Here is a 14,305-nt window from a genome sequence, read left to right as displayed (position 1 = left end):
CATAAACTCCCCTTTTTAGCACCTGGTGATAACATCTGTTATTAGATTACAGAATGGTGTCTGTTTTGTCAACCGACTCGGAACGTATTGCGATTTTTTTTGGTTATTGTAATATAAAATACGTATAGAAAGGGTGACACGACTCCTCATGAACCGCATTCAATCATATTTTAAAAGCTTAGACGCGACACTTTTGACAATCGTCTTCCTATTGATGGTCATCAGTCTCGGCGCAATTTATACGGCACAACCGATGCTTCCGGTCCGTCTGCAAGGGATCAACTTCGCATTCCAACAGGCGACATGGTACGTCATCGGCTTCGTCGCGATGCTCGTCGTCATGACGATCGAATACGAACAGCTTCGAAAAATTCATTGGTACTTATACGCGCTCGGCCTGATTTTACTCGGCGGGCTCATCCCGCTCCGCGACACGACGCTCGTTCCGAACATTAACGGCGCGTACGGCTGGTATAACTTACCGGGCTTCAGTTTCCAACCGGCTGAATTCATGAAATTGTTCTTGCTGATCACGATGGCGACGATCATCTACGACCATAACAAGCGCTTCGGGACGTCTCAGCTCGACACGTGGCTCCTCGTGAAGCTCGTCCTCGTCACGCTCCCACCGCTCGGGCTCATCGTGACCCAACCTGACCTTGGGATCGGTCTCGTATTGATCACGATGCTCGGGGCGGTCATTATCGTTTCCGGAATCGGTTGGAAATGGCTCCTCGGGTTGTTCACTGCGGCCGGACTCGCCATTGGCGGGTTCATGTACTTGTTCTTCTTACAGTTTGAGACGCTTGCTAAAATCTTCCCGGGACATGCCTTAAACCGATTCCAGGCCTGGATTTATCCGTACGAGTATTCCGATGACCTCGCGTTCCAGCTCATCAAGTCGCTCCAAGCGATTGGGTCTGGTCAAATGTTCGGGGCCGGATATGGCCAAGGGCTCGTCTACTTGCCCGAGTCCCAGACCGACTTCATCTTCGCCGTCATCGCCGAGCACTACGGCTTCATCGGCGCTGCGATCGTGATCATCGTCTTCTTCTTGTTCTTGTATCGCATGATCCATATCGCGCTCGAATCGAGTAGCCCGTTCGGCAGTTATATCGTCACCGGCATCGTCGCCATGTTCACGTTCCAAGTGTTCCAGAATATCGGCATGACGATTGGGGTTCTCCCGATCACCGGTCTCCCGCTCCCGTTCGTCAGTTACGGCGGGACATCACTGCTTATGAACATGATTGCCGTCGGCCTCGTCATGAACGTCGCCTCGAAATCGAAAACGTATATGTTCGATGATGATTAAACAACAAGCCCCGGCTCATACGAGCCGGGGCTATTTTTAAGTGAGGAGCTGTTGAAAGTCATCCGGTATCGGGGCCGTCACGGTCAATCTTTCGCCCGTCAACGGATGACGGAACGTGGCATCGAGGCTATGGAGCGCATGACGCGGGAGTCGCGTGTCGCCCCCGTACATCGTGTCCCCGATGAGCGGATGACCAAGATGGCGCAAATGGACACGGATCTGATGCGTCCGTCCCGTCTCGAGCTGAATCGTCAAGGCGGACACGTCCCCGTACGAGACAGTTTGCCGGACGTGCGTCACAGCGTGCTGCCCGTCTTCGGTGACGATCCGTTCCATGATGGAATGCTCGGCTCGACCGATCGGCGCGTCAATCGTTTGCGGCTCGACGACGCCTTCGATGAGCGCGACGTACGTCCGCGTCAATCCACCGCTTTTCTGAAGCTCACTAAAGCGGTGATGGACGTACGCGTATTTCGCGAACAAGACGACGCCGGACGTATCACGGTCGAGCCGGTTGATCACATGGATGGCCGACGACAACCCGATTCTTTCGTAATATCCGAGCACGGCGTTCGCGAGCGTGTCGGTCGGATGGAGGCGGGATGGAATCGTCGCGATGCCGGGCGGTTTGTCGACGGCGAGCAAGTAGTCGTCTTCATACAGCACGTTGAGCGGACGGCTTGAGCGCACCATCGCCGCGGCGGGGCGTTCAATTGGAAAATGGACTGTCACCGCATCGCCCGGTAATACGTCATAGCGGACGGTACGCGGTTCCCCATTGACGAGGATGAGGCCGCCATGCTTCACTTGGGTCAACATTTTTCGGGAGATCCCACAGTCTGTCATTAAAAAATCGCGCAGCGGGACGTTCGTCTCCGCGACGCGATGCAGCGTAAATCCGTACATCGGTTACTTCCCTTCTTCAATGAACGACTCGCGCACTCGTCTCCAGAACGGGAACGGACGGAAACGGGCGAACGTCACTTTTTCTTTCGCGACCGCACAGCGGATCGATCGGACGTTCGACCATGACAACGCTTCTTGATGGTCAAACGCCAGTTCGAACTCTGTTTTCGTGTGCGGCGCGATCTTCACTTGATGATGTTTTGGCAAGAGCAACGGCGACCCGATCGTCCGATAGACGAGGTTGTTGATCGACGCCATCTCCGTCACTTGAATCGCCTCGATCGACGGATGGACGATGGCCCCGCCGAGCGCCTTGTTATAGGCGGTCGATCCCGACGGTGTCGAGATGCACAACCCATCCCCCCGGAACGTCTCAAAATAGTCGTCTCGAATCGACAAGTCGCAGACGAGCGTCCGCTTATAGTTTTTAATCGTGCACTCGTTCATGGCCAGTTGCCGTTCGGTCGTCCCGTCCTCATAATCGATGAGCACCTCGACGAGCGGGTAAGAGACCGGCTCGAACGATTCGCTCGTGATCATGTCCGTCAATTCATCGAGCTCGTCCGGTTGCCAGTCGGCATAAAACCCGAGATGTCCCGTATGGATGCCGACGAGAAGCACGTCTTCCAAGCGGTCGACATATTCATGGAACGCTTGCAACATCGTCCCGTCCCCGCCGACCGACACGACGATGCGCGGTTCGTTCGACTCAGAATGGCCTGCCGCTGTCAACTTGTCCGTCAACTCACGCGCGATGTCAGCCGAACGCGCGTCTCCCCTTGCCACAATCGCAAACTGCATACTCTCTGCCCCCTAGTCTTGGTCCGTTTGGACGTTCATTTCTTTATCCCGGAACACTTGCTGTGCGTCTTGAATCTCGACTCGGAGCTGGCTCATTTCGGCGTCGAGCAAGAAGGCCGCTTCGGCAGCACGGCGTAGCCGTTCCTGCACTTCTTTCGGCATATCTCCGTCGTATTTATAATTGAGCGAGTGTTCAATCGTCGCCCAAAAGTTCATGGCGAGCGTGCGCACTTGCACTTCAACGAGCGTCGGAAATTCACCATGAATCGTCTGGACCGGGTATTCAATGATGATGTGGTACGAGCGATACCCTGATTCTTTTTGGTTCGTGATGTAGTTGCGTTCTTCGACGATTTTAAAGTCGGTCCGATGGTGGAGCAGTTCGAGCACATGGACGATATCGTCGACGAACTGGCACATGATGCGCAGACCGGCGATGTCCTGCATCTCGGTCGCCAAGTTGTCGTAGGCGATATGCTTCCGTTTCGCCTTCTCTAGGATGCTGCCAAGAGGTTTGACACGTCCCGTGACGAACTCGATTGGAGAGTGCTCGTTTTGTGAGTTGTATTGCTTACGAATCGCCTTGAATTTCACTTTCAGCTCGTCGACCGCAATTTGATACGGCACTAAAAATTGATCCCAATCCATTGATTGCATAGGCTGTCACCACTTTCGTTCGTTTCGGAAATTCGTGCTTTTTTCCGTATGTATCCGATAGTATGGTATCATAAACGAACAATTGTTCATAGAATGGAGCGACGACAAATGACCCAAGAAGTGGAAATTGAATTTAAATCGATGTTGACGAAAGACGAGTACGAGGCGTTGCTCGACGCTTATCAACTGGCTGACCAAGTGAAATGGCAAGCGAACGACTATTTCGATACACCGACGTTTGAACTGCGCAACCATGGCGCGGCTTTACGGATCCGCGAGAAGAAAACCGGTCTCGTGCTGACGCTCAAGCAACCTCACGATGTCGGACTGCTCGAGACGCATGCACCGCTCACTGATGAAGCGGCAGAAAACCTGTTCAAGTACGGCATCGTTCACGATGAACAGATGAAAGAAGCGCTCGCATCATTCAACCTGACCGGTCCGCTCGAACACCTCGGACGCCTCGAGACGAAACGGGCCGAAATCGAGACGGCAGAGGGGTTGCTCGTCCTCGACGAAAGTAATTATTTGGAGATTCGTGACTATGAAATAGAATTTGAAGTGACGGACGAGACAGCCGGGCGGATCGCCTTTGAGCGCTTGCTCGCCAAACACGGCATCCCGCTTCGTCCCGCCAAAAATAAAATCGTCCGGTTCATGGAAGAAAAGATGAGCCGGAGTGAAGGTTGAGCAGATACATTGCCAACCTTTTTTTGTCGTTGCTACAATGAGCATACGATATATTTGATTCTGTTTACGAGAGGAGGCGACACAATGGAACTTGAACAATGTAATGAGTCATCCTGCTCACTGGAAGAAACTCCTATCCAAGTCACATATAAACCATTAGAGTTATTCTATTTCGTGGATATATCGGACCCAGATGGACTTCACGTGATGACACTCATTAAAAAGCTCGAGCTCGAATACGGTCATCTGATTCGTTTTCGAATGGTCTCGACAGTTCCGAGTTGTGTTGGCGGATGTCAAGAAGAGGTTCGCCTTCTCACGATGATCAAGGCTATGGAATTACAAGGGAAACGTCATGCGATGCGTTTTTTGCGTCACTTGCATATTAACGACATTTTTTTGAACAAAACGACGCATGACGCTGATTTATGGGAAATCGCTCGCTCGTTTTCCGAATATGGTCTCGACATCGATGAGCTGGCGGCTGACATTCAGTCCAACCAACTGTTAAGCGCCCTCGCCGTCGACCACCAGATTTTAAAAGACTGGGAAATCGAGACGCTACCGGCGCTCACATTCGTCACGCGTGACGAGGCGCTGAAAATCGAAGGCGTCTATCCTTACGACGTCTATCAAGCCGTCATGGCCGAACTGCTCGGCTACGTCCCGAATCGCGAAACCGATTGGGACGTCGAAAAAGTGCTCGGTCATTACGACGCCTCGACGATCACCGAACTCGCGTTCATCCTAGAACTCGAGAAGCCGGTCATCGAACGAGAATTGAAAAAGCTGTCGCTCCAGCAACGTTGCCGCCCCGTACCCGGTTGCAGCGGACAAGCCTGGGCGACGAAAAAGTAATCCGAAACGAAAAAAAGCCCACGGCCGGGGAGCCGTGGGCTTTTGACGTCTCAAGCGGGGACAAGAGGCGTCAATCTCAACACCCGGGGAAGGTGTCGAGACGGGAGAAAGTTTACGGTCAATAAAGGGGTTTGTGATTGATTTCACACTTATAATATACCGAGCAACGCCTGTATTGACAAGCTGTATGTTCACTTTGTCACATAATGTTCACGCAACGTGACGATTATGAGAACAAGAGCGACTCCATCTCATCGAGGACAGACTCAAATTGATCCAACGCCGCTAGAACAGGTGCTTTCGTCGTCATATCGACACCAGCCGCTTTCAGCACTTCGATCGGATAATCGCTCGATCCCGCTTTTAAGAACTGATCGATATAACGGCGGACCGCTGGCTCCCCTTCTTCCATGATCTGCTGTGACAAGGCCGCCGATGCCGAGATGCCCGTCGCGTATTGATACACGTAATAGTTGTAGTAGAAGTGCGGGATGCGGGCCCACTCGTAAGCGATTTCTTCATCGATGACAATCTCGTCGCCGAAGTAACGTTTGTTCAATTCCAAGTACGTCTCGTTCAAGTATTCCGGTGTGAGCGAGATCCCGTCTTGGGCCGCCCGGTGAATCATATGCTCGAACTCGGCAAACATCGTTTGACGGAACAGCGTGCCGCGGAACGTCTCAAGCTGGTTGTTGAGCAGGTATAGACGTTCGGCCTTATCCGTACGTGTCTTTAACAAGTAGTCGTTCAAGAGCGCCTCGTTCGTCGTCGAAGCGACTTCGGCCACGAAAATCGAATAATCTCCGTAAGGATACGGTTGTGTCGCCCGTGTGTAATGGCTATGAACCGAGTGCCCGAACTCGTGGGCGAGTGTGAACAAGTTGTTGACGTTGTCTTGCCAGTTCATCAAGATGAACGGCTGCGTGTCGTACGCGCCAGACGAGTAGGCGCCGCTGCGCTTCCCTCGCGTCTCCCGGACGTCCACCCATCGCGAGTCGAGTCCATCTTTGACGATTTGAACGTACTCGTCGCCAAGCGGGGCCAGACCGTCGACCATTAAGCGCTTCGCTTCTTCATACGAGATTTTCATCTCTACGTCTTTGACGAGCGGTGTATACAAGTCGTACATATGCAACGCATCGACACCGAGCGCCCGTTTGCGGAGCGCGACGTAACGGTGCAACAAGTCGAGCCGCTCATTCACCGCTTCGACGAGCCCGTCGTATACCGATTCCGGGATCGCGTTATGATGAAGCGCCGCTTGGCGGGCGTTTTTAAACTTTCGGACCGTCGCGTAGAAGTTGTCTTTTTTCACACTCCCTGACAGCGTCGAGGCGAACGTGTTCAAATAGTCTTTATACGTGCCGTACATCGCCTTGAACGCTGTCTCGCGCACGTCGCGGTGGCTTGACTCCAAAAATGTGATATAGCGGCCGTGCGTCAGTTCAACGTCTTCGCCTGCCTCGTTCTTCACTTTCGGGAATTTCAAATCGGCGTTGTTGAGCATGCCGAACGTCGAGCTCGATTGCCCGAGCACGTCCCCCGCCTGGGCGAGCAACGCTTCTTCGGCTTCCGTCAAAACGTGCGGACGCTCTTGGGCGAGCTCATCGAACGCGTGCCGGTAGACACGGAGTTCATCATGCTCGTTCATGAACGCCTCGATCCGACTTTCCTCGATCGCGAGCAGTTCCGGTGTCATAAAGGCGAGTTGCGCCGAAATTTGGGCCGCTAGCGTCCCCGCCCGATCGTTCAACGCTTGATAATGGCTGTTTGCCGTATCCTCGTCATAACGCATATGGGCGTATGTATAGAGTTTATGCAGTTGGCGCGAGAGTTCGTCCCGCAGGCTGAGCGCGGCATAAAGCGTGTCGGCCGAGTCCCCGAGCTTCCCTTTATATTCCATGAGCGCCGGCACGTTCGCTTTGAGCGCTTCAAAATCCTGTTCCCACGCTTGATCGTCGGCATAGATCGTCTCTAAGCTCCACGTCTCTTCGACGGGCACTTGTTGTCGTGTTAGTACGTCTGACATATGTCCACTTCCTTTTCTCAGTTTGTATACGATTTCGCCATAAATCGCTGAAACCCTTGAAACAATTGAACATCGCTTTGCAGCGCCGCCTCGAGTGTCCTCGGCACGGGCCACTCCTTCACGTCGGGCGACACATCGAACACGTTCAAGAGTTGTTTCCATTGTACTTCAAACACTTCAAGAAAGTCGCTTGTCGGGGTCACGCCGAACTGGAGGCATGTCTTCTCTATGCTCCACTTCACCGAATCGTTCGGGAACGAGCGCCGATTCAAATATAAGACGACTTGAAAATCGAACGGGTGAATGTGGATTCCCCAAAGGGCCGGAAGCGGCAAATAGCAACACGTCGGCAGTAGCGAAGGCAACATCCCGAGCGGATAGAGCCGCTCGAGCACCAAACGTCGATAAACGGCGGTCGGATAAGGCGGCGTGACGCGGCTCCTCCTGACACGTTGCGTCCAGCGGTGAGCGTCAAACCGATAATACGGCTCAAACGGGGAGGCGTTAAAATTGTCTACCGGGACCCAATTCCCTTGCCCCCTCCTAAGTGAAGTCGGACAGCCGACGAACCGGTAGAGTTGACGCCCGGCTGGAACGAAGAGCGCGTGTTTCCGTGCCAGTTCAGTCCGCATCCACGGTGAGAAAGCTGGCACCGGATCTGGCCGCATCCCGCTCGCGAGCCAGACGACCTGAAAACCAGCACCCGTGTAATGCGCTGTCCGTTGCCAGTACGTCTCGGCGTCGAGCGGCGAGGCCTGTACTTCGACGATGAGCGTCTCGGTGTCGTTTGACGCCACCAAATCGGCCCGTCTCCCGCCGACGGTCACTTCTTGGTCGACGGCATAGCCGCGTTGTTGCAACCATTGCCTCACGTTCCATTTATCCTGTTGGTGACCCGTTGATTCTCCGCGTCCACATGAATGGACGTGAGCGAAATGAAGACGACGTTTCACCCCTTCCTTCAAGATGACACGTTCGTGACAGTCCGGGCACGAAAAAGGGGCAAGCGCTTCGATTTGCCTCCGGTTCGTGATCCGGGTGTCCACGTACTCCCCTGTCCGACCGATCGCATATCGCATGTCGCTTCCCCCTTATAATAATGGTGAAAACATTCGAGCCAACGACTCGACTAACTTGATCAGAAATGGCCGTTCTGAAAAAGCGGCCAAGTCTAGTTCGTGTGACCCTTCAAAATCTTTGTACAAGTCTTGTTTCAGTTGATGGACCGAGTTCGTATTATAAAGGAGCGCGTTCACTTCAAAATTCAAGTGAAAGCTCCGAAAGTCCATGTTCGCTGTCCCGATCGTCGCGAGCCCATCGTCTACGACGATGACTTTCGAATGCATGAACCCTTCCTCGTATAAATAGATTTTTACCCCGGCGCTGAGCAGCTCCTCATAATAGGAGCGACTCGCATAAAAGACGATCTTATGGTCCGGATAGCTCGGCAGCACGATGCGGACGTCGATGCCAGAAAGTGATGCCGTCTTGAGCGCGCTCATGATGTCCTCATCCGGGATGAGATAAGGCGAGGAGATATAAACCGACTTCTTCGCAGCGTTAATCAAAGCGAAGTAAATCGATTTCATCGTCTCGTACGGCTCATCAGGCCCGCTCGCAACGATTTGAACGCCGCCGCTCGCGCTCCGGACCGTCTCGAGTGGCTCGAGATAGAACGGCGTGAACAGCCGTTCCCCGGTCATGTAGTACCAATCTTGTAAAAAGATGAGCTGTAGCTCTGACACTCCTTCACCTCTGACGTACAGATGCGTGTCGCGCCAAAAACCAAACTTCGAATGTTCCCCTAAATATTCATCGCCGACGTTCAGTCCTCCGGTGAACGCCTCCGTCCCGTCGATGACGACGACCTTTCGGTGGTTCCGGTAATTCGTCTTGCTCGAGACGAGCGGCAAGACGACCGGGAAGAACGCTTGCACATGGACACCCGCTTGGCGCATCTCATCAAAGAAGGAGCCACTCGTATGAATCGATCCGACCGCATCATAGAGGAATCTCACTTCGACGCCCAATCGTGCCTTGTCGATCAAAATCCGCTGAATTTCCCGAGAAATACGGTCTTCCCGAAAAATATAGTATTCGAGGTGGATATGGCGTGTCGCCCCTTTTAACGCCGGCAACAGCTTGGAGAACTTCTGTTCACCGTTCGTCAAGATTTGCGTGTACGTGTTCGACGAGACCGGCAACTGATTCAGTGACGACGTCAGATGCATGAGCTTCTCATAATCGTCATGTGTGAACATGAGGGACGGCGAGAGCGTCATCGCCTTTTGCCGGTAAGCGAGGTACGTCTCTTCGTCAAGCATCGCCTTCTCTTTGAACATACGTTTCCGGCGATAGTTTTGTCCAAACACGAAATAAGCGAACAAGCCGACGACCGGGAAACCGATCATGACGATTGCCCAAATGAGCGTCCGCTGCGGATTTCGGTTCTCGAGCAAGATGACGAGCAAAATGCTGAACGTCGTCAAAAAGACTAGAATCGAGAACAAGCCGATCACTTGCGAGCTCCAGTAATATGATAATACGGCAATGAGTCCTGCGAGCAAAATAAGGGATAAGAGTACTTGTATGCGTCGCAACATATTATAAGCTGACCTCGTTTCTGTCATGTATTATCATTAATTATACAACGTAACGTCATTATTTAGAGGGGAGCGGAAGAAATATGGGTACTTTTCTCATTACCGGGGCGACGAGCGGCATCGGACGTGCCGTCACCTTGCGTTTAGCGGAGGACGGCCATGACGTGTTCGGCGTCGGACGGGACGAGGCACGGGGCGAAGAAATCGAGGACGCCTCTCCTCGTATCACGTTTTTAAAATGTGATTTATCCGAACCAGATGAAGTCGAGGCGCTGATGGATGGTTTGAAGGACAAAAACATCACGCTAGACGGCTTGTTCAACAACGCCGCCACGTTCGGCCGCCCAGGGACACCGGAACGACTACCGGCGTCGGCGTTTGACGAGGTGTTCGACTTGAACGTGAAAGCGACGAACCGGCTCATTCAACGCGCCCTGCCACTCTGCGCGACCGGGGCGAGTGTCGTCAACAACGCTGCTATCGTCGGTCACGTCAAATTCCCACCGATGCTCGGTCCATACGCCGCCTCCAAAGCGGCCGTCATCGCTTTGACGAAGACGTTCGCCCATCGGTTGAAAGGAAAAGTACGCTTCAACGCCGTCTGTTTCGGTCCCGTCGACACGCCACTCAGTCTTAAGCTGTACGGCGGCGAGGCGAAATTTCACGAAGCGATGACCCATCATTTCCGGGGCAATGCCGCCAAGCCGGAAGAAGTGGCCCCAGTCGTCACGTTCTTGTTGACCGCCGGGTCGAGCTATTTGAACGGTCAAGCCATCACGATCGACGGAGGGTATAGTCTTTCGTAACACAAACAAGCAGGCGAGCGCTCGCCTGCTTGTTTCATGCGTTTACTTTTCTGGAGCGCATGAGCTGATTTTGCAAATACGCGCGTTCTCGTTCGTGCATATCGTCCCAGTCGATCACGTCCTCGAAATAGTCGATGATTCCTTCGAACGCTTGAAATGAGGACGGATGGGCTTCGAGACGGGCGATGCGAATCGCTTCGAATACGGAGGCCATGACGAACATGTCGTGACTCGCATACGTCTTGACGGGGGCGAACGCTTGGAACAACGTGGCGTCAAGCGGTTTACGCTTTGCATGCCAATCGCTCTTCCCGTTCGAGAAGACGAAATCGCCTTCTGGCATCCGGCTGAGCTCGCGTAAAATGTCCCCGATGTAATGGATGGCATGGATGGCCGTATTCGGGTCATTGATGCCTGGCGAGACGCCTTTTAACGCGATCTCACTCAGCTTCTCGATGACGAACGCCGGATCTTGGATGGACGAACGGACTTCTCCGATTTGAAACAGTTCCACGTCATCTGCTTCCTCACCGACCCAATACCCGAGTAAATCTCCCTTCGCGACGAAATCCCCGACCGCGACGACCGACTCAAAGCTAGTCGGCCGGTCTTCTTGTTTCTCACTCGCAAACAGTTGGATGTAACCGGTCCGCGAGGCATAGACGGCCTGCCCTTCGAACGCATGGACCGAACGCGTCGGCACGATGCTCACCTCGTCACGCTCGACCGCCTCTCGCTGGCTCTTGATGACAGCGAGCGCTTCTCGATGCAGCGCTGACAACAACCGCTCCGCTTGAATCGATACGCTGATCGTCTGGATGAACTTGACGAACGCCCAAATCGAACCGATGACGAGGAGAACGCTCACGCCCGAGGCGAGCACCGCGTCATCATCGGCCGTCCGGATCAAGAACAAGTTCGAGATGCCATAGACGGTCGTCATGATGAACAGGCCGAGCGTATGCTTCGCGGCAGCGTTCGTCAAAAAATTGTTTACCGTCCGGGGCGAGAACTGGGACGAGTATGTCGTCAAGACGACAAGAATCGTCGAAAAACTGAACGTCATCATCGTCATCAAACTCGTGAACGACGAGGACAGCACGTTCGCTGCCGAGTCTTTCTCTAAGTACAGCACTTCCGGTAAGATTTCACGGAAGAACCCTCCAAAATATTGCGTCAAAAACGTCAACACGATCCCGCCGAACCCGTATAAGAACGGGACGAACCAAGCACTGTCTGACAACATCAAATGAATCCGCTTCAGCATGAAGTCACCTCTTCGCTATGTATCAAAATGGTAAAAAAACCGCCTGTCCACTTGAACAGGCGATTTGAGTTTAAAAATAGTGACGTACTTTCGCGAATACATCTCCGTCGAGAATGAGTTTGCCGTACTCCTCAAGCATAGCGAGGGTTTGCGTACTGAACGACAAGTATTCCGCGAGTAGGCTGAGGACGTTCTCTTCCTCTTCCGGCTCCATCTCGTCCGGGAAATCGACCCACAAATAGTAGCGATTTTCGTAATGGAATAGTTTCAACGTAACGTTGTTCAACGTATCACCGGCCCGTTTGCTGAGAGCGATGATCGATTCGAAATCATCGGTGTCCATCGCGAGCGGAGCCCACGCCTCCGGCTCGGCTTCAAGTTCATCAAGTTCACTCAATTGATCCAAGACGTTTTGTTGTTCCCGTGCGTCATCGATTGCCGAGCGCAAGAGTGAGCCGAGCTCTGAATCATCTTCCGCATCGATCACGTTCTTGGCGATCGTGACGGTCACTTCGAGTCCTTTTTCAAAAGCTTGTACTTGTATCCATAGTGGACCATCAAACGAGATGTCTTCCCGCTCATGCGCCTCGTCCATCATTTGCCAGAACAGCTGCTCACCACGTTCACGGTTGTACCAGATTTCATCCCGGGCGAAACCGCGTTTCTCGATATCGACATAGGTGATGAAAAATTTGACGGTGTTGTCATTGATGCGCTCAATTTTCACGATTGTCCACTCCCTTCTCACCTCACTCCTACTACGACCCTTAAGGAGGAGAGGGGAAATTGTCTTGTTATCATAGTACCCTCTTTTACATGTGTCAATCTTCAGATGATGGGGTTGTTACTCCTATTTTATCGGAAAAACGAGATAATAAAAAGCACACTGCTTAGACAGCGTGCTTTCTCATTCGTTGACAAGCCGTTGCGCTTCTTGTAGTTGGAACGTCCGAACTTTTCGCGGTAAGAATCGACGAATCTCATCTTCGTTGTACCCGACTTGGAGACGTTTTTCATCAATCAAAATCGGACGTCGTAACAGTCCAGGATATTCTTGAATCAAATCGTAAAGTTGCTGGAGCGAGAGCGCATCGACAGAAACATCAATTTTCGAGAAAACTTTTGAACGGGTCGAAATGATTTCATCGGTCCCGTCTTCTGTCATACGTAATATTTGTTTAATCTCATTGAGTGAGAGCGGCTCTGAAAATATATTCCGTTCCGTGAATGGGATATCATGTTCTTCGAGCCAAGCCCGTGCTTTGCGACACGATGTGCAGCTCGGGGACGTATATAATGTGACCATGTTCGTTCCTCCCTGATCAAATGTTCGTACTTTTTTTAAGTGACTCTTTTTGTATACCCAAAAACTCGTCCACTTAATTATAATAATTCTTATTAATTGAAACATCAATGATATTCTTTCTCATTGATGTAAGAAAAGAGGACGCATCCGCACGGATGCGACCTTGATCGACTAGGAAGCTGGTATTCGAGAAACCGGTTGTGACACCGTTTCTTTACCAGGCTTCACTTGTAAGTCTTTCAACTTTTTCTTGAGCACTTCCTTCAACAGTTTCTTTTTCTGTTGCAACACTTTGTCACGCTCTTTCATGGTCTCTCACCCCCACTGCCTTAAGCCACAGCCCGACCATTACTGAATCTGAAAATCTTGAACTTGCACTAAATCTACAATTAAATTATAGCATATCCGCTTGAAAAATGTTGCACATTCTTCAATATTTTCATCATTTTCCACGTTACAAATTTGCATTTCTTTACCGATTCCCGTATAGTTAATAGAAATAACCTTTGAAATCACCAAGGAGGAGAGCGATGATGAGAATCACTTTAGAAACGATTATGCAGCACCCGGTCACCCAGAAATATTTGACACGATCCGGCTTAAAACACGCCGTCGACGTCTGCGAGCGCGCTCTCGAATTGGCGACGCGACGAGGTCTCGACACAGACTTGGCGACGAAGGCCGCCTTGCTCCACGACATCGGCCATTATGAGTGGTATACCGAAGGCAAGTGGAACTATGACTTGTATCGTCAAAATGACATTCATGCGATCAAAGGGGCCGAACGGGCCCACAAACTGTTAATCCGACTCGGGGAAGACCCGGCCCGGGCGAAAGAAATCTCTGTTATGATTTTACTTCATACAGACTCCTACTTGCCGCCTAGCCGGATTCAGCGCACCCCACTCCAGCAACTCGTTCATGACGCCGACACGTTCGTCGAACAGCCCGGCGGATTGCACCACTATGAGACGATGGACATCGAGGATGCGCTCGCCCGCGTCCGTATCATCGATTCGATCGTCGACCGGCTCTCGAACTTGCCGCGCATCTCGAACGCCTGACAC

15 protein-coding genes are annotated in these 14,305 nt (G+C 52.2%); 5 read left to right on the top strand and 10 right to left on the bottom strand.

From position 1 onward, the window contains the following. Positions 1-148 precede the first annotated feature (148 nt). A complete protein-coding gene (locus tag L971_RS01960) occupies positions 149-1,315 on the top strand; it encodes an FtsW/RodA/SpoVE family cell cycle protein (RefSeq protein ID WP_024369945.1) in 1,167 nt (388 codons plus the stop codon). Positions 1,316-1,351: 36 nt separating this feature from the next. Here L971_RS01960 and L971_RS01955 read toward each other — a convergent pair whose 3' ends face one another. From L971_RS01955 to L971_RS01945, 3 genes are read right to left on the bottom strand one after another with little or no spacing between them, the layout of a single operon-like run. After that, entirely contained in the window at positions 1,352-2,221 is an 870-nt protein-coding gene (locus L971_RS01955; RefSeq protein WP_052200225.1) for an RluA family pseudouridine synthase, read from the bottom strand. A 3-nt stretch (positions 2,222-2,224) separates the two neighbouring features. After that, positions 2,225-3,022 (bottom strand): NAD kinase, encoded by a 798-nt coding sequence (locus L971_RS01950; protein ID WP_024369943.1) that lies wholly within the window; start codon positions 3,020-3,022, stop codon positions 2,225-2,227. Positions 3,023-3,034: 12 nt separating this feature from the next. After that, complete coding sequence (locus L971_RS01945; RefSeq protein ID WP_024369942.1) at positions 3,035-3,679, bottom strand: GTP pyrophosphokinase family protein; 645 nt, start codon at positions 3,677-3,679, stop codon at positions 3,035-3,037. A gap of 108 nt (positions 3,680-3,787) precedes the next feature. On the opposite strand from L971_RS01945, the gene L971_RS01940 reads away from it, so the two are divergent. Both L971_RS01940 and L971_RS01935 read left to right on the top strand, forming a co-directional pair. Continuing rightward, positions 3,788-4,369, top strand: a complete 582-nt coding sequence (locus L971_RS01940) for a CYTH domain-containing protein (protein ID WP_029335542.1) — start codon at positions 3,788-3,790, stop codon at positions 4,367-4,369. A 333-nt stretch (positions 4,370-4,702) separates the two neighbouring features. Further along, positions 4,703-5,227, top strand: coding sequence for a DsbA family protein (locus tag L971_RS01935; protein WP_231557543.1), 525 nt, complete (start codon positions 4,703-4,705; stop codon positions 5,225-5,227). A gap of 226 nt (positions 5,228-5,453) precedes the next feature. Here the strand turns inward: L971_RS01935 and pepF are convergent, their stop codons facing one another. The 3 genes from pepF to cls are packed head-to-tail and all read right to left on the bottom strand — an operon-like array spanning position 5,454 to position 9,859. Further along, the gene (gene pepF / locus L971_RS01930; protein WP_047374054.1) at positions 5,454-7,256 is read right to left on the bottom strand and encodes an oligoendopeptidase F; all 1,803 of its coding nucleotides are present in this window, start codon (positions 7,254-7,256) and stop codon (positions 5,454-5,456) included. 17 nt (positions 7,257-7,273) lie between these two features. Beyond that, positions 7,274-8,335 (bottom strand): competence protein CoiA, encoded by a 1,062-nt coding sequence (locus L971_RS01925; protein ID WP_047374052.1) that lies wholly within the window; start codon positions 8,333-8,335, stop codon positions 7,274-7,276. Positions 8,336-8,347: 12 nt separating this feature from the next. Then, the gene (cls, locus tag L971_RS01920) at positions 8,348-9,859 is read right to left on the bottom strand and encodes a cardiolipin synthase (protein WP_047374050.1); all 1,512 of its coding nucleotides are present in this window, start codon (positions 9,857-9,859) and stop codon (positions 8,348-8,350) included. Between the two features lie 83 nt (positions 9,860-9,942). On the opposite strand from cls, the gene L971_RS01915 reads away from it, so the two are divergent. After that, the gene (locus L971_RS01915) at positions 9,943-10,665 is read left to right on the top strand and encodes an SDR family NAD(P)-dependent oxidoreductase (protein WP_047374048.1); all 723 of its coding nucleotides are present in this window, start codon (positions 9,943-9,945) and stop codon (positions 10,663-10,665) included. A gap of 34 nt (positions 10,666-10,699) precedes the next feature. Here L971_RS01915 and L971_RS01910 read toward each other — a convergent pair whose 3' ends face one another. The 4 genes from L971_RS01910 to L971_RS15115 form a co-directional block, all read right to left on the bottom strand. Beyond that, complete coding sequence (locus L971_RS01910) at positions 10,700-11,932, bottom strand: DUF2254 domain-containing protein (protein WP_047374046.1); 1,233 nt, start codon at positions 11,930-11,932, stop codon at positions 10,700-10,702. A 70-nt stretch (positions 11,933-12,002) separates the two neighbouring features. Next, positions 12,003-12,659, bottom strand: a complete 657-nt coding sequence (gene mecA, locus L971_RS01905; RefSeq protein ID WP_029335549.1) for an adaptor protein MecA — start codon at positions 12,657-12,659, stop codon at positions 12,003-12,005. A gap of 180 nt (positions 12,660-12,839) precedes the next feature. Then, entirely contained in the window at positions 12,840-13,238 is a 399-nt protein-coding gene (spxA, locus tag L971_RS01900) for a transcriptional regulator SpxA (RefSeq protein ID WP_015881217.1), read from the bottom strand. 171 nt (positions 13,239-13,409) lie between these two features. Continuing rightward, a complete protein-coding gene (locus L971_RS15115; RefSeq protein WP_167331259.1) occupies positions 13,410-13,547 on the bottom strand; it encodes a hypothetical protein in 138 nt (45 codons plus the stop codon). 221 nt (positions 13,548-13,768) lie between these two features. On the opposite strand from L971_RS15115, the gene L971_RS01895 reads away from it, so the two are divergent. Next, a complete protein-coding gene (locus L971_RS01895; RefSeq protein ID WP_024369933.1) occupies positions 13,769-14,302 on the top strand; it encodes an HD domain-containing protein in 534 nt (177 codons plus the stop codon). Positions 14,303-14,305 lie beyond the last annotated feature (3 nt).

Origin of the sequence: Exiguobacterium sp. ZOR0005, assembly GCF_000798975.1 — a bacterium.
In the GTDB taxonomy this organism is placed as follows: Bacteria; Bacillota; Bacilli; order Exiguobacteriales; family Exiguobacteriaceae; genus Exiguobacterium; species Exiguobacterium aurantiacum.
The sequence above is the reverse complement of the archived record's forward strand: the minus strand, read 5'-3'. Positions and strand labels throughout refer to the sequence as shown.